The 14807-nt window shown below is 49.3% G+C and carries 17 protein-coding genes and 2 pseudogenes; 6 read left to right on the top strand and 13 right to left on the bottom strand.

From position 1 onward, the window contains the following. Window positions 1-135: 135 nt before the first annotated feature. The 3 genes and pseudogenes from MKQ70_RS05875 to MKQ70_RS37780 form a co-directional block, all read right to left on the bottom strand. Complete coding sequence (locus MKQ70_RS05875; protein ID WP_248069160.1) at window positions 136-609, bottom strand: CAP domain-containing protein; 474 nt, start codon at window positions 607-609, stop codon at window positions 136-138. 110 nt (window positions 610-719) lie between these two features. Further along, window positions 720-1243: pseudogene (locus MKQ70_RS37785) on the bottom strand (hypothetical protein). After that, entirely contained in the window at window positions 1182-1727 is a 546-nt protein-coding gene (locus tag MKQ70_RS37780) for a class 1 fructose-bisphosphatase (RefSeq protein WP_282456244.1), read from the bottom strand. The pseudogene MKQ70_RS37785 and the gene MKQ70_RS37780 overlap by 62 nt, the downstream one beginning before the upstream one ends. Window positions 1728-1945: 218 nt before the next feature. Here MKQ70_RS37780 and MKQ70_RS05865 point away from each other — a divergent pair, with 218 nt between their 5' ends. Then, entirely contained in the window at window positions 1946-2803 is an 858-nt protein-coding gene (locus MKQ70_RS05865; protein ID WP_248069159.1) for an amino acid kinase family protein, read from the top strand. Further along, window positions 2776-3177: a hypothetical protein gene (locus tag MKQ70_RS05860; protein WP_248069157.1), complete on the top strand. Its 402-nt coding sequence runs from the start codon at window positions 2776-2778 to the stop codon at window positions 3175-3177. Before MKQ70_RS05865 ends, MKQ70_RS05860 begins: the two co-directional genes overlap by 28 nt. Here the strand turns inward: MKQ70_RS05860 and MKQ70_RS05855 are convergent. Further along, complete coding sequence (locus MKQ70_RS05855; protein ID WP_248069155.1) at window positions 3174-3617, bottom strand: CBS domain-containing protein; 444 nt, start codon at window positions 3615-3617, stop codon at window positions 3174-3176. The genes MKQ70_RS05860 and MKQ70_RS05855 overlap by 4 nt on opposite strands. Before the next feature lie 324 nt (window positions 3618-3941). On the opposite strand from MKQ70_RS05855, the gene MKQ70_RS05850 reads away from it, so the two are divergent. Continuing rightward, entirely contained in the window at window positions 3942-4700 is a 759-nt protein-coding gene (locus MKQ70_RS05850; protein WP_248069153.1) for an NYN domain-containing protein, read from the top strand. Between the two features lie 129 nt (window positions 4701-4829). Here MKQ70_RS05850 and MKQ70_RS05845 read toward each other — a convergent pair. From MKQ70_RS05845 to MKQ70_RS05810, 9 genes and pseudogenes are all read right to left on the bottom strand, one after another. Further along, window positions 4830-6527 (bottom strand): annotated as a pseudogene (locus MKQ70_RS05845) (GMC oxidoreductase). A gap of 44 nt (window positions 6528-6571) precedes the next feature. Next, on the bottom strand, window positions 6572-7147 hold the full coding sequence (locus MKQ70_RS05840) for a gluconate 2-dehydrogenase subunit 3 family protein (protein WP_248069150.1): 576 nt from the start codon (window positions 7145-7147) through the stop codon (window positions 6572-6574). A 248-nt stretch (window positions 7148-7395) separates the two neighbouring features. Next, window positions 7396-7620, bottom strand: coding sequence for a hypothetical protein (locus tag MKQ70_RS05835; protein ID WP_248069148.1), 225 nt, complete (start codon window positions 7618-7620; stop codon window positions 7396-7398). Between the two features lie 121 nt (window positions 7621-7741). Then, window positions 7742-8146: a L,D-transpeptidase family protein gene (locus tag MKQ70_RS05830; RefSeq protein ID WP_248069146.1), complete on the bottom strand. Its 405-nt coding sequence runs from the start codon at window positions 8144-8146 to the stop codon at window positions 7742-7744. A gap of 336 nt (window positions 8147-8482) precedes the next feature. Beyond that, the gene (locus MKQ70_RS37775; protein WP_308198941.1) at window positions 8483-8818 is read right to left on the bottom strand and encodes a 4-hydroxyphenylpyruvate dioxygenase family protein; all 336 of its coding nucleotides are present in this window, start codon (window positions 8816-8818) and stop codon (window positions 8483-8485) included. After that, on the bottom strand, window positions 8749-9609 hold the full coding sequence (locus MKQ70_RS05825) for a 4-hydroxyphenylpyruvate dioxygenase family protein (protein ID WP_282456242.1): 861 nt from the start codon (window positions 9607-9609) through the stop codon (window positions 8749-8751). The genes MKQ70_RS37775 and MKQ70_RS05825 overlap by 70 nt, the downstream gene beginning before the upstream one ends. Before the next feature lie 36 nt (window positions 9610-9645). Continuing rightward, the gene (locus tag MKQ70_RS05820) at window positions 9646-10638 is read right to left on the bottom strand and encodes an aldo/keto reductase (protein ID WP_248069143.1); all 993 of its coding nucleotides are present in this window, start codon (window positions 10636-10638) and stop codon (window positions 9646-9648) included. A gap of 46 nt (window positions 10639-10684) precedes the next feature. Then, the gene (locus tag MKQ70_RS05815) at window positions 10685-11542 is read right to left on the bottom strand and encodes a homogentisate 1,2-dioxygenase (protein WP_248069140.1); all 858 of its coding nucleotides are present in this window, start codon (window positions 11540-11542) and stop codon (window positions 10685-10687) included. A gap of 32 nt (window positions 11543-11574) precedes the next feature. Next, a complete protein-coding gene (locus MKQ70_RS05810; protein ID WP_248069137.1) occupies window positions 11575-11826 on the bottom strand; it encodes a hypothetical protein in 252 nt (83 codons plus the stop codon). Window positions 11827-12364: 538 nt separating this feature from the next. On the opposite strand from MKQ70_RS05810, the gene MKQ70_RS05805 reads away from it, so the two are divergent. The 3 genes from MKQ70_RS05805 (at window position 12365) to MKQ70_RS05795 (ending at window position 14807) form a co-directional block, all read left to right on the top strand. After that, the gene (locus MKQ70_RS05805) at window positions 12365-12631 is read left to right on the top strand and encodes an amino acid kinase family protein (protein WP_248069134.1); all 267 of its coding nucleotides are present in this window, start codon (window positions 12365-12367) and stop codon (window positions 12629-12631) included. A gap of 92 nt (window positions 12632-12723) precedes the next feature. Next, on the top strand, window positions 12724-13683 hold the full coding sequence (locus MKQ70_RS05800; protein ID WP_248069131.1) for an aspartate kinase: 960 nt from the start codon (window positions 12724-12726) through the stop codon (window positions 13681-13683). Beyond that, a complete protein-coding gene (locus MKQ70_RS05795) occupies window positions 13680-14807 on the top strand; it encodes a homoserine dehydrogenase family protein (RefSeq protein WP_248069128.1) in 1128 nt (375 codons plus the stop codon). The genes MKQ70_RS05800 and MKQ70_RS05795 overlap by 4 nt, the downstream gene beginning before the upstream one ends.

Below are 14807 nucleotides of genomic sequence, written 5' to 3'. Positions count from 1 at the left end.
GAGGCAATTCTCCTTTATTGCCATTGTCATGCTGATGGGTGCTATTCCGGAAGTCCAGGTACCTCATTCTTATCGCAGGCGCAAAAAAATCAGCGCTACACGCGCTGCCCTTCTGTTGATTGCTTTGTAAAAATATTACTTGCCAGCCGGTGCGGCTGTTTTCGGTTTGTTAATGAAAATCTGGGTAAAGAACGTAATCCTGCCTTTATCAGCTGTACCGATGCCGATCACGTTGTAATTCCCCTCCAGGTTTTTCCGGTGCCCCGGACTGTTAATCCATCCTTTTACCACAGCTTCGGCATCCAATGTGCCATAAGCTACGTTTTCAGCGGCCCCTTTCACGGAACCCATCTTTTTAGAGATATCGTCAATTCTTTCTTCAAAACCCCGGTGTCCAAAACCCGTGCGCCCTTTCGCCATATCGCGGCTATGTTCGCGTGCCTGTACACTTACCGTTTCACTGAGCTCCAGCGGCGCCGGGCCTTTTGATTTACGGTATTTGTTGGTGTAAAAGAATGTCTTCTTCCAGACTCCCCTTGTTAACGGTGGTTGCAGCAGTGTCGGAAGGGATGGTGTTTCGGCTGCAGGCAGATGCCTGGACTGCGGCAAATACCGCAAAGGATAAGGCAAAAATTTTTCTCTTCAGTGACATGTGTTCTAAACGCATTAGAAAAACAATTATTGTTATAATCCCTGTAAAAGAAAAAACTATGCCATATTTACGACAGGATCGCCTGCATCTGGTCCATCAGCTTCCGGGACCCGAGGAACACGGGAATGCGTTGATGAAGTTGCTTGGGCTGTACGTCCAGCAAACGGGTGCTGCCATCCATTAATGCCACGCCCCCGCCTTTTCCACGAGGAACGACATGGGATTACATTCGTAACAGAGGCGCAAACGGCCATTCTTGTACTTACCGAATGCCGGGTAAAAGAATACGCCTCCCCGGATAAGGGTGCGGTGAATTTCGGCGACCATGCAACCTACGAAGCGATGGCGATAGATCTTCTCCCCTTCTGTTTTAGCCATGAAATGGTCGATCGAATGGCGCACCTTTTCTTCGTAAAGATGGTAGTACCCCACGTTTACAGAAAAGATATCGCTATCGTCCGGGCACTTCAGGTTGGGGTGCGACAGGCAGAACTCACCGATGGAAGGGTCCAGCGTAAATCCCTGTACACTACGGCGGGTGGCATACACCAACATGGTACTGGAGCCATAAATGATGTACCCGGCGGCTATCTGTTCGCGGCCCGGCTGCAGGAAGTCGTCCAGGGTTGCAGGGCTCCCCGTTCGGCGTCAGGCGGCGGTACACGGAGAAGATTGTACCGATAGAGACATTCACGTCAATGTTGCCGGAGCCATCAAGCGGATCGATGAGCACCACGTACTTGGAGTTCATGGAATGTGCGTCCGTAAAAGGAATGAAGTCTTCGTTCTCCTCCGAAGCTACTCCGCAACAGTAAATGCTGCCGCGCAGGGAGTTGATGAACTGATCGTTCGCAAATTCGTCGAGCTTCTTTACCGATTCGCCCTGTACGTTGGTTTTCCCGGCCTCGCCAAGTATATCCGCGATACCGGCCTTGTTGACTTCAACATTCACTCGTTTGGCTGCGAGCCCGATGTCGCGCAGTAAACCGGATAACTGGCCCGTGGCCGCAGGGTAATTCTTGAGGTCCCGGATCGTGAACTCGTCCAGGGTCATTACTTTTTGGTGGTTGTTCATGCTATTCATTAAAAAAAGATCATAATGGTGTGGTGCCCGCAAATTAACCTAAATGCACAGTTTTTTAAGCTGCCTGTCATTTCTTGCAAAGGATATTTTTAAACTAATCTAAAGTTGCCGTACTTTGCCGGACATTTTTTTAACAGAAGATCATCCTGAATATGAAGGTTTTCAAATTTGGCGGCGCAAGTTTAGAAAGTATTGAACGCATAAAAAACGTGGGCGAGATCGTGCAATCGTTTCCGGACGACAAAATCCTGATCGTTATTTCCGCAATGGGCAAAACGACCAACGAACTGGAAAAGGTAGCGCAGCACTTTTTCATGCGTAAAAGGGAGATTGCCGCACAATTGCTGTTTAATATCGAACAAACGCACATCCAGCTGGCGGAAAAGCTGCTCGGCAATAAAACCAACGCCGTTTTTACTCAATTACAGGAGTTCTTCACGGAAGCAGAATGGACCCTCGGTGAAAAACCCGTTCGCCAGTACGATTACTATTACGACCAGATCGTGGGACTGGGCGAGTTGCTATCCACCTGCATTGTTAGCGCCTACTTTAACCAGGTTGGCATTAACAATGCCTGGATCGATGTACGCGATGTATTCCGCACCGACAGTACCTTCCGCGACGCCAACATAGATTGGGAGGTAACCCAGCGCCAGGTGAATGAGAAAGTATTACCGCTGTTCAATACTACCAATGTTATTATCGCACAGGGCTTTATTGGCAGCACCGATCAGAACGAAAGCGTTACGCTCGGCCGCGAGGGCAGCGACTTTTCCGCCGCCGTATTCGCCAACGTGCTCAACGCCGAAAGCCAAACAATCTGGAAGGATGTGGAAGGGCTTAAGAATGCCGATCCCAAGTTGTTTCCCAACACGGTTAACATTCCCGAAATCAGCTTTTCAGAGGTGATTGAAATGGCCTATTATGGCGCCCGGGTGATTCACCCGAAAACCATTAAACCGTTACAGAATAAACAGATACCCTTATACGTAAAATGTTTCTGGACAAGAACCTGCCCGGAACAGTCATCAAGGAAGATGTGGACAGCGCCCAACTGCCCGCGCTGATCGTCCTGAAGAAGAACCAGGTACTGTTAACGATCACGTCCAAAGACTTCGGTTTTATCACGGAAGATAAAGTGGCGGATATTTACGATATCCTCTTCGGACTTAAGATCAAAATTAACCTGATGCAGAATGCGGCGATCAGCTTCAGCTGCTGCATTGATCATAGTCCGGAGAAGATCGAACAACTGATCAAAACCCTGCATGAGGATTACAAAATCACTTACCATGAAGGGCTGGAGTTGCTCACGGTAAGGCACAACAAAAATGGCCTGCTGGAAGAACTGGCCAAAGGGAAAACGATATTGCTGGAACAGCGTTCGCTGCAAACCACGCAATTGCTCATGCAGCAACCGTCTACGTCAGATGTTGCCTAATGATGGGTACCGTTGATATACCCCTCTAAACTTTGAATAATTGAGCGCTGCTCGTCAATGATAAACTTCACAAGGTCGCCGATGGATACTACTCCTACAAGGCGACCTTTGTCGTCTGTAATGGGCAGGTGACGAATGTGTTTGTCTGTCATTTTTACCATGCAATCTTCAATCGAAGCATCTTCGCTCATGGTGATGGGGTTTTCCGTCATGATTTCGCGGATCTGCGTTTCCCGGGAAGAGCGCCCCTTCAGGATCACTCTGCGGGCGTAATCACGTTCGGAAAAGATGCCGAGTACCTGCTCTCCGTCGGTGACCAGCAATGCGCCTACATTGCGGTTTACCAATACTTCCAGCGCTTCATAAACCGTGGTATCGGGGCTGATGGAATATACGGCGTGGCCCTTGGCCTGCAGTATGTTTTTGACTCTCGCTCCCATAACTAGCCTGATTTAGGGTGTGAAAAAACTCTATCTTAAGATAATGAATTTCTCCTGAACTGGCAAATTTCTGACCTGCCCCACTTTGCTCCTATAACCGCGCGCTCAGCGCCCTCTACTTTAATGCATGTTATCAAATCCGTAACCGTTGTCCGCCCCGTCTGATGCAGGTCATAATTTCATTTGCCCCTTCCTTGGGCCGCGGCGCGGGACTAATGATGGTTATTAAAAACGCCCCAAAAGCTAATCGCCCCGGTTCTTTAACGATGATACTATTTTACTATTTACCCATGACAACGTAACTTTAAAGAAGAAGCATGTATCATGGATAGAAATAAAGACCTGAGACTGGCAGTGTTAATCGATGCGGACAATGTATCGTACGCGAATGTGGGCAACATGATGGAGGAACTGGCAAAGTATGGCGCACCTACGTTCAAACGCATTTATGGCGACTGGACCAAACCCCACACCACGGGGTGGAAAGGCGTGTTACTCGAAAACGCTATCCCCATACAGCAGTATAGCTATACCAGCGGGAAAAATGCCACCGACAGCGCGATGATCATCGACGCAATGGACATTTTGTACAGCGGCCGTGTAGATGGCTTTTGCCTGGTATCGAGCGATAGCGATTTTACCCGCCTCGCCATCCGACTGCGCGAAGCCGGCATGATGGTAATCGGGATGGGCGAAAAGAAAACACCCATGCCCTTCATATCTGCCTGTGATAAGTTTATTTATGTAGAAATTCTGGGGATAGAAGATGCGGCCGATGTCGTGGAAGAACCGCATCCCGGGAAGAAGCGGGAAAAGAAAGCGGAAACCTCGATCAAGAAAATAGACCGCAAGGTGATTGCCCTCATCGCATCGAGCGTCAGTGACCTTGCAAACGAAGAAGGATGGGCTTTTTTAGGCGATATAGGCAACCTGATCCTCAAGAAGCAACGCGACTTTGATCCACGCAACTATGGCTTCAAAAAGCTGGCGCCACTGATTAAAAGCATCGGCAAATTTGAGGCTGATGAACGTCATTCGGAAAAGGAAAAAAATAAGCTGGTGTATATCCGGCTCAAGCCATAACGACCTGACAATCTCATTTGCCCGGCGATGTAACGCTCATTTCGCCGGTGCATCGCATGCGGCGGGCATCGCACTAAAATAAAAAAGCCGGTCATCATACGACCGGCTTTTTCTATTGTGCACTATTAATTACAGGTTGTTCTTCTTCAGCTCTTTCACCGCGAAATCTGCCGCACGGGCAGTTAACGCCATGTAAGTAAGAGAAGGATTTACGCAGCTGGCAGAGGTCATGGACGCGCCGTCTGTCACGAACACGTTTTTCACCGCATGCAGTTGGTTGTTACCGTTCAGCATCGACGTTTTCGGATCGCGGCCCATACGTGCGGTACCCATTTCATGGATAGCCATGCCCGGGAAGGAGCCATTATCATACGTTTTTACGTCTTTGATGCCCGCCGCTTCCAGCATTTCCGCCGCGTCGTTCACATGTCCTTACGCATTTTCAGTTCATTCTCCTTGAATTCCGCATGGAACTTCAGCACCGGCTGACCCCAATCGTCTTTCTTGGAATTATCGAGCGTTACATAGTTGTCTTCGTACGGCAAACATTCACCGAAACCGCCCAGGCCCATGGTCCAGTTGCCTGGTTCTGTCAGCATTTCTTTGAAATCTTTACCCACACCCAGTTCGGCAATACCTCTGCCCCAACCGCCGCGGCTGGCGCCACCCTGGTAGCCGAAACCACGCAGGTAATCACGCTTGTCGCTGCCCACGTTACGGTAGCGCGGTACGTAAATACCGTTGGCTCTTCTGCCAAAGAAGTATTTATCGTCATAGCCTTCTGCGCGGCCGGATGCACCGTTGCGGAAGTGGTGGTCCATCAGGTATTTACCCAGCACACCGCTGTCGTTGCCCAAACCGTTCGGGAAACGGCTGGAAGTAGAGTTCAGCAGCACGAAAGTGGAACCCAGTGTAGAACCGTTTACGAAGAAGATTTTCGCGTAGTACTCGGTCATCTCCTTGGTGTTCTTATCGATTACGCGAACCCCGGTTGCTTTACCCGCTTTTTCATCATAGATGATAGAGTTTACAATTGAATCCGGGCGCAGGGTCAGGTTGCCGGTGGCATTAGCTGCCGGTAAAGTCGACGACTGCGTGCTGAAATACGCGCCGAACGGACAACCGCGGCTGCACAGGTTGCGGTACTGGCAGTTCGTACGGCCGGGAAGTGGCTGCGTAATGTTCGCCACGCGGCCAATGGTCATCAAACGGCCACTGAAACCACCTTTAATGGCGGCTGCCACGTCTTTCTCCACGCAGTTCATTTCCATGGGCGGCATAAAGATGCTATCCGGCAGCTGCGGCAGGTTTTCGGCCTGGCCGCTGATACCTACAAACTTCTCTACATACTCGTACCAGGGGCTTCAGGTCTTTGTAACGGATAGGCCAGTCCACGGCAATACCGTCTTTCGCATTGGCCTCAAAATCCAGGTCGCTCCAGCGGTAGCTCTGGCGGCCCCACATAATGGATTTACCACCCACAATATCGGGACGGTACCAGTCGAAGCGTTTTTCTTCGATATACGGACTTTTGGAATCGTTGATCCAATAGCTTTCGTTATGCTCGGAGTACGGATAATCGCGTTTCAGGTAAGGGTGTGTTTCCTTTTGCGCAGTAGTGATGCGACCTCTGTGCGGAAACTCCCAGGGATCTTTCATGGCGGTTTCGTACTTGCCATGCTCGAGGTTTTTACCGCGATCGAGCATCAGTACTTTCAGTCCTTTTTCGGTGAGCTCTTTTGCTGCCCAGCCGCCGCTAACGCCAGAGCCGATAACGATGGCGTCGTATGTATTTTCTTGAGTTGCTTTCAGATTCAGATTTATCATTCCCTTAATTTTTTGATCAGATTAGAAACAGCTGCAATTCCTTATCAGGATGCCCGTGCTTTATCCCCTTTTTTGTAAGGTACGCAGCCTTCGTACTTCGTGGGAATCTTCACGTAACGCAGGGCTTTGGTGGCGCCAGGTTCGGAAGTGAAGTAACCGGTGAGGGTGAGTTCCTTCATCAGCTGGAAATAGTGCGGACCGTCATCTTCCTTCTTGTTCTCACGCTTGTTGTAGGCAATGCGTTCGCGGTCGATGTCCGTCAGCAGTTCCGTGCGTTGTTCGGGAGTGATGTTCACAAAAGAGGCCTTGTATTTTTCATTGGCCTTATCATTCACGTCTTTCAAACCTGCCACGAATATGTTCTGCGCTTTTTCGTCATAGCAGTCATTCATCATGGTGAGTATGAACTCTTCTACCTTCGCGGCCTTTGCCCCCGGCGTAGACGTTTCCGGTATGATGGTTTCCGCAATTTCCGCCAGCAGTGTCTTTGTTTCAGGCATCTGCAGGGTATAATTTTTCGGGCCCGCGGTGTTACAACCTTCGAGGGCCGCCAACGTGGAAGCAGAAATGGCTGTTCCCATCAGGATAGCCACATTCTTGAGGGCATCTCTTCTGTTCATAATGTTAAATTGATTTGACCTTAACCAAATTCTATTTATAAAAAACTATCCTTAATTAAAAGACCACAACGGAGGAATGACGTGTTCTCTGCTGCTATCAGATTGAGCTGGAATGCCGAGATGTGCAAAACTTGCTGATGCATAACGTGGGTTCCGTCGGAAAAATTAGTAAATAAAACGGAAATCAAAACAAAAAAATAGGGCAACGGCCACCGTTACCCTACTCTTTTATCTTTATTGATACTTTTTTACATAATATACTTACCCTGCTGGTTCACCATTACCACCGGCAGCTTATGGTGTTTTTCGAAGTAATCGTAAGCCCCCTTCAGGTTTACCCAGAACTTCTGCGCATCATTGTCGTTCAGCGACACGGTACCCAGGTAGTCCATGGAACGCGGGTTCCCGAACTTAACAGGGTACACATGCACGGGAATAAAGTCCTGGCCGGAGTTTTTGGCATTTACGGCCATGATGTACACTTCCTCGATGATTTCATCGGTGAGCGGGATGCATCCGATGGTCAGGCAGCTTCCGTGTATATAAATCTCACCGCCCGGTTTTTTGGGGTCGCTGAGTACTTTATCGGAATAGTTAGGGTAATTGATGCCCGTGGCTCAGGTGGTAATTGCTGTTCGGGTTGAAATCATTGATGTAATAGAACCCTTCCGGCACCTGCCGGTCACCTTCCTTGCGTTTGGGCCCCATTTTACCGGAAAGCGAACAAACACGGTAGGACTTAAACAGGCGGAAGGTGTCCGTTACGCTGTTTTTTACCCACACTTCCATTTCGCTATCCAGCTTAAAGGAGCGGACGTATATATACTTAGCGGGATAGGTTAACCCCTTTTTCGCAAATTCGCTCTTGAGTGCTTCTTCACGTTCGCGATAAGCCACACCCACGCGTGGGAACAACTTCTGGTTTTCCAGGAAAGATTGCTGTGCTTTCGCTCCGCCCATGATCAACAACAACAGCGCCGATGCAATGATTCTTTTCATAAACAATAACAAATTCTATTTAGATAAATTTCGATAGGCCAGGTAAAACAATAATAGTGCAAAAATAATATATATTATCATTCCTGCTTTCCTTCCTGTAATTTTTAATATGTAGTGGGATTGTCCGTTCCATACCAGCCAGGCCGTAAGTAATTGAAAAACACCCGCTAACAGGAAAAGATACCCGAATAATTGTTGTGTGTCCATATAAAAAGAGCACCCCATTCGATTGTAATAACGAATGGGGTGCTCACAAAAATATCCAAACCTTAAAAAATATGCAAGTTTTTAACCCTGCTTTAACATTGTATCAAATAAAGCCTGATTATCAGCCTATTAAAGATTTCCTCTCAACGCCTGTTCTCTTTCGATGGATTCGAATAACGCCTTAAAGTTGCCTTTTCCGAAGGATTTCGCCCCTTTGCGCTGGATAATCTCGAAAAATACGGTGGGCCTGTCCTGTATGGGCTTGGTAAAAATCTGCAGCAGGTAACCTTCATCGTCGCGGTCTACCAGGATTCCCAGGTCGCGCAGCGGGCTCAGGTCCTCATCGATCTGTCCAACACGGTCCAGCAGGGTTTCATAGTAGCTGCCCGGAACGGTCAGGAACTCCACACCTCGGTTTTTAAGCGCCGTAACGGTTTCGATAATGTTATTGGTAGCGATAGCCACGTGCTGTACACCGGGGCCGCCGTAGAAATCCGGTACTCTTCGATCTGGGACTTCTTTTTACCTTCTGCCGGTTCGTTGATCGGGAACTTCACACGGCCGTTGCCATTGCTCATCACCTTACTCATGAGGGCGGAATACTCGGTAGAGATATCGCTGTCGTCGAAGGAAATGAGGTTGCGGAAGCCCATTACGTTCTCATAGAACTCCACCCAGGTATTCATTTCGTTCCAACCTACGTTACCTACGCAGTGGTCTACATATTGCAGGCCGGTAGGCTCCGGGTTGTACACGGTATTCCAGGTTTTGAAGCCCGGCAGGAAAGCGCCGCTGTAATTTTTCCTTTCCACGAAAATGTGCACGGTATCACCGTAGGTGTATATACCACTGCGCACCACTTCGCCAAATTCGTCCTTTTCAACAACCGGCTCCATGTACGACTTCGCTCCTCTTTTAATGGTTTCTGCATAAGCGGAACGGGCGTCATCCACCCACAGGGCCAGTACTTTCACGCCGTCGCCATGCATATCGATATGTTTAGCGATATCAGAGCCGGTTTTCAGCGGTGTAGTCAGTACAAAGCGCAGCTTATTCTGCACCAGCACATAAGAAACGCGGTCTTTCACGCCAGTTTCAGGGCCTGCATAGGCCAGCGACTGGAAGCCGAAAGCGGTTTTGTAAAAATGCGCGGCTTGTTTGGCGTTACCCACGTAGAACTCTACATAGTCGGTGCCATTCAATGGCAGGAAATCTTCTGCCTGTACAGGTGACTCTTTTACAACTGCTGTGTTCATAGAAACAAATTTGGTTGGTTTTTGATTTTATCCCTTTCAGGATAGTGTTAATGCGTAAAGGTGTTTATTAATGAAATCTATTTCTTCCGGCGTCAGTTTAATGTCGATCGCCTTGGCATTCTGGATGGCCTGGTCTGCATTACGCGCGCCTGCAAGGGCTACGGTGATGCCGGGTCGTTCAATCGTCCAGCGCAATACCAGTTGCGAGAGCGAAGCATTCTTACTTTCCGCCAGTGGTTTGATCAGTGACAGGAAGGCGTTGATGCGGGCAATATTGTCCGGGGTATAAAACCGGTTGCCGGCGCGGCTATCGCCATCATTAAACTGGTGGTCGGGTTTAATTTTACCGGTCAGCAAACCGCGTTGCAACGGGCTGTAAGCCAGGATGCCGCGTTTGTGCGCTATGCAAAATGGCACCAACTCCTCTTCTATCGCCCTGTTTACCATGCTGAAAGGTACCTGGTTGGAAGCCAGCGGCAGTACACTGTCTGCGCGTTTCATCTGCGCTACGTCGTAGTTGCATACGCCCGCTTCGCGGATCTTGCCCTGTTCTTTCAGTCGAAGTACGGCTTCAAAAGTTTCTTCGATCGGCGTCGTTTCATCGGCCCAGTGGATCTGGTACAGGTCGATGTAATCGGTACGCAGGCGCTTGAGGCTTGCTTCACATTCTTTGATTACGGCTTCTTTGCCGGCATAACGGTAGATGTCGATATCCTTCCCGTTGTTGTCCTTGCTTTTGAAGTAGAACTGGCCTTTATTGCCCTCCCATGCCATTCCGAATTTGGTCAATATCTGCACCTTGTCGCGGGATATGCCTTCCAGCGCTTCGCCGACGATCTCTTCACTCAATCCCATGCCATAAATAGGCGCCGTATCGATAGCAGTAACGCCATGCTCAAGCGAGGCTTTAATCGCGGTTACTGCGTCCCTGCGTTCGGCGCCGCCCCACATCCAGCCGCCGATAGCCCATGCGCCAAAGGTGATGGCCGATACATTCAGATTACTTTCTCCTAATTGCCTGTATTCCATAATGATTAACTTTTAGGCCGGAAAGTTAGGCATTATTCCGCCCAACTCATGGTATAGCCGGTATCCTCGATGCCCAAAGCCTCTTTTGTGATCTGCAGGGGTGGAATGTATCCACCATCACCGCGAGCTCTTTTGTTTCCTTCGCCCCAATGCTTTTCTGCACAGCGCCCGGATGGGGGCCATGCGGAATACCTGCCGGGTGAAGGGTGATCATCCCGCGCGTTACATGTTTGCGGCTCATAAAATCGCCATCCACATAATACAGTACCTCATCGCTGTCGATGTTGCTGTGGTTATACGGAGCCGGAATGGCTTCGGGATGATAATCATACAAACGCGGACAAAATGAACATACCACGAAGTTGTGTGCTTCAAAAGTTTGATGCACGGGCGGCGGCTGATGCACGCGGCCCGTGATCGGTTCAAAATCGTGGATCGAAAAGGCAAACGGGTATTCGCAGCCGTCCCATCCTATTACATCGAAGGGATGGTGGCCATAATGAATGGGATACATCACGCCTTTCTTTTTAATCATGATCAGGAAGTCGCCCTGCTGATCTATTGTTTCAAGATGTTTTGGCTGGCGGATGTCCCGCTCACAGTACGGAGCATGTTCAAGCAACTGGCCGTAACGGCTCAGGTAACGTTTAGGATAACGTATAGGGCTAAATGATTCTACGATAAAAAGCCGGTTCCCGGTTGTGGAGAACTCAATTTTATAAATCGTTCCGCGTGGAATAACGAGGTAGTCGCCGTAACCGAATTCCAGCACACCATATTGCGTGCGCAGTACGCCGCTGCCTTCATGTACAAACAACATTTCGTCCGCGTCGGCATTCTTGTAAAAGTGATCGGTCATGCTATGCTGCGGCGCAGCCAGCACAATGTGCACATCGTTGTTCACGAGTACCGGTTTGCGGCTTTCCAGGAAACCCGCTACGGGGGCAATGTTAAAGCCCCGAAACTCCGGTGTTTCAGCATCTTTTCTTCCGCCACCGAGGGGGCAACGGAATAAGGTTCATCCACCTTTACAATGGCAGTCGGCGGATGGCAATGGTACAATAACGTGGAATTCGAGGAGAAACCTTCCGTGGAAAATAACTGTTCCGAATACAGGCCACCGTCCGGTTTACGGAACTGTGTATGCCTTTTATGCGGAATCTGCCCCAATTGATGGTAATGTGGCATAAAGGAATGGATTGAATGAATAATGCCCAGCCATACCGGCGAAGGATTATAGACAATAAATAGAACGGGAATCGTGCAACTGTTGTTTAAAGAACAACAGAATCCATGGCCAGGGTAGCCATCAGGCAGTAGTATCCGAGTTGATACTTATGTGTGGATTGTAAATGCACATGCTAAAATTAGGGTATTTTTTAACAGCGCAAAATTTTTTCAGGAAAAAGGTTGCTGCAACAACGTTCGAAAATCGTCAAACAATCTTCTCATTATTAAATTATTTCAAAAATTGAGTGCGGTGCATGGTTTTCTCATTTGGTTTTTTAATCTTTGTAAGCGTTAAGTCATAAAAAAATAGTGCGTTTTAAATCCTCACATATTATCATTATAACACGCTCCATCTCCGGGGCGAGCGCCACTATTATGACGACCATTACAACCCCATCGCGGGGTTAATTATATCATATCGTCCCACGACCAGGCCTTACTGGTAGCAAGCAAGCTAAGAATGCTGCGTTTTCTCTACGTATAAATTAATTTCTCAATGCAAGTTTTAAAATTCGGAGGCACTTCCGTTGGAAGCGCCCAGGCAATAGAGCAGGTATGCCAGATTGTTAGTCAATACCCCCGCAAAGGACTCCTCGTAATTGTTGTTTCTGCCATGAGCGGCACCACCGACAAGCTCATTAAAGCAGGTGAATTGTCAGGCAAAAGTCACGAAGGCTATAAAACACTGTTACAGGAAATTGAAACCCGCCACCGGACACCATCCGCGAACTGTTTCCGATTGGCGCGCAAAGCGCGCTGCTAAGTCTTGTAAAGAAGCGTTTAAACGAACTGGAACTGCTGTGCGACGGTATCTACCAGGTAGGTGAGTTATCTAAACGCTGCCTGGACCAGATCATGAGCTTTGGGGAACTCCTCTCCTCCTACCTCGTGGCCGAAAAGCTGAAAATACACGGCCTGAATGCCGCCTGGAAAGACAGCCGCGAGCTGATCATGACCGACGACCACTTCGGCAACGCGCAGGTAGACCAGGAAATGACCGAGCACCAGATCACCCGCTTCTTCCAGCATCCGCCGGCTGATTATATTGTAGTACCCGGCTTTATTGCCGCCAACAGCGAGAGAGATACCACTACCCTCGGCCGCGGCGGTTCTGATTACACTGCTGCAATCATTGCAGCGGCCATGGACGCCAACCTGCTCGAAATATGGACCGACGTAAGCGGCATGATGACCGCCGATCCGCGCATGGTGCCGCAGGCGATCACCATCCCGCATATTTCTTATGCAGAAGCGATGGAACTGTCGCACTTCGGCGCAAAGGTTATTTACCCGCCTACTATTCAGCCGGTGATGAGCCGCCGCATTCCCATCTGGATCAAAAACACTTTTGCCCCGCATGATTACGGCACCCTCATTCAGGACAAAGCGGAAAACCGCGTGCCGGTAACCGGCATTTCAGGCATACAACACATCGCGCTGCTTACCCTCGAAGGCAGTGGCATGGTGGGCATCCCCGGGTTTTCCAAACGCCTGTTCGACGCCCTGCTGAAAGAGCGGATCAACGTAATATTGATTACGCAAAGCTCGTCGGAGCACTCCATCACCGTGGGCATACACGAAACCGATATGCTGAAAGCCAAAGCTGCCGTAGACAGTGAGTTTTCGCAGGAGATTTTTGATAAGAAGATAGCACCGCTGCTGGTGGAAAAAGACCTGTGCATCGTGGCGGCTGTGGGCGATAATATGAAGAATTACCATGGCCTGAGTGGTAAATTGTTCGGCGCATTAGGCCGCAATGCCATCAACGTAAGGGCCATCGCACAGGGATCAACCGAAAAAATATATCGGCCGTGATCAATAAAGCAGACGTAAAAAAGGCGCTGAACGTCGTACACGAAGCCTTCTTCGAAAACGAGACCAAACAGCTGAACATATTTGTGGCCGGCGTAGGCAACGTAGGCAGTAAACTCCTGGAACAACTGCACCAGCAGCAGCATTTTTTATTGCATGAACTGGGGGTGCAGGTGCGCGTTATCGCGATCGCCAATAGTAAAACCATGCTTTTCTGCGAAGACGGTATTCCGCATAATGCCTGGAAAGAAAAGCTGGCGCAGGGCGATAGCATGGACCTGCAGCAATTTGCAGCAAGACTGAAATCGATGAACCTGCGCAACAGTGTTTTCGTTGACAACACCGCCAGCGAAGACGTCGCGGCGATTTACGACACCTTTTTACAACATGGCGTATCGGTGGTGACCTGTAATAAAATTGCCTGCTCGGCCGATTTCGCTTCTTATAAAAAGTTAAAAGACCTGGCCAGGAAATACAATGCTTCTTTCCTTTTTGAAACCAATGTGGGCGCAGGTTTACCGGTGATCAACACCCTGAACGACCTGGTACGCAGCGGCGACAAAGTAAGAACCATCGAAGCGGTACTCAGCGGCAGCCTGAACTTTGTGTTCAATCATTTCGTGAACGGCGCAGACTTCCGCACCGTCGTAAAAGCCGCACAGGACGAAGGTTACACCGAACCCGATCCGCGCATCGACCTCAGTGGTAAAGATGTAATGCGCAAAATACTCATCCTGGCGCGGGAAAGTGGCGCAGAGATGGAACTGAACGATATTGAAAACCGCTCGTTCTTACCGGAGGAATGCCTGAATGCACCCGATGTAGCAGCATTCTACGACCAGCTGGATGTACACGCCGCACATTTCCAGCAGCTGCGACAGGCGGCCGACGATGAAGGTAAACGCCTGAAGTTCGTAGCCCGCTACAGCAACGGCAAAGCCTCGGTAGGACTACAATCCGTAGCGCCCGATCATCCGTTTTACAAACTGGAAGGGAAAGATAATATAGTGTTGTATACCACGAACCGTTATGCCGAACAACCGTTGATCGTACGCGGGGCAGGCGCCGGCGCGGACGTAACAGCTTCCGGCATTTTTGCGGACATCATGAGAACAGTAAGGAACTAA

Source organism: Chitinophaga sedimenti (genome assembly GCF_023156195.1).
GTDB classification, from domain to species: Bacteria; Bacteroidota; Bacteroidia; order Chitinophagales; family Chitinophagaceae; genus Chitinophaga; species Chitinophaga sedimenti.
The sequence above is the reverse complement of the archived record's forward strand: the minus strand, read 5'-3'. Positions and strand labels throughout refer to the sequence as shown.

Bases quoted from the DNA above. Each gene is read 5' to 3' on its own strand.
- MKQ70_RS37780 (WP_282456244.1), bottom strand. From the start codon at position 1,727: ATGAACAACCACCAAAAAGTAATGACCCTGGACGAGTTCACGATCCGG.
- MKQ70_RS05855 (WP_248069155.1), bottom strand. From the start codon at position 3,617: ATGGGAGCGAGAGTCAAAAACATACTGCAGGCCAAGGGCCACGCCGTA.
- MKQ70_RS05850 (WP_248069153.1), top strand. From the start codon at position 3,942: ATGGATAGAAATAAAGACCTGAGACTGGCAGTGTTAATCGATGCGGAC.
- MKQ70_RS05840 (WP_248069150.1), bottom strand. From the start codon at position 7,147: ATGAACAGAAGAGATGCCCTCAAGAATGTGGCTATCCTGATGGGAACA.
- MKQ70_RS05835 (WP_248069148.1), bottom strand. From the start codon at position 7,620: ATGGCCGTAAATGCCAAAAACTCCGGCCAGGACTTTATTCCCGTGCAT.
- MKQ70_RS05830 (WP_248069146.1), bottom strand. From the start codon at position 8,146: ATGAAAAGAATCATTGCATCGGCGCTGTTGTTGTTGATCATGGGCGGA.
- MKQ70_RS05825 (WP_282456242.1), bottom strand. From the start codon at position 9,609: ATGAACACAGCAGTTGTAAAAGAGTCACCTGTACAGGCAGAAGATTTC.
- MKQ70_RS05820 (WP_248069143.1), bottom strand. From the start codon at position 10,638: ATGGAATACAGGCAATTAGGAGAAAGTAATCTGAATGTATCGGCCATC.
- MKQ70_RS05810 (WP_248069137.1), bottom strand. From the start codon at position 11,826: ATGCCACATTACCATCAATTGGGGCAGATTCCGCATAAAAGGCATACA.
- MKQ70_RS05805 (WP_248069134.1), top strand. From the start codon at position 12,365: ATGCAAGTTTTAAAATTCGGAGGCACTTCCGTTGGAAGCGCCCAGGCA.
- MKQ70_RS05800 (WP_248069131.1), top strand. From the start codon at position 12,724: ATGAGCTTTGGGGAACTCCTCTCCTCCTACCTCGTGGCCGAAAAGCTG.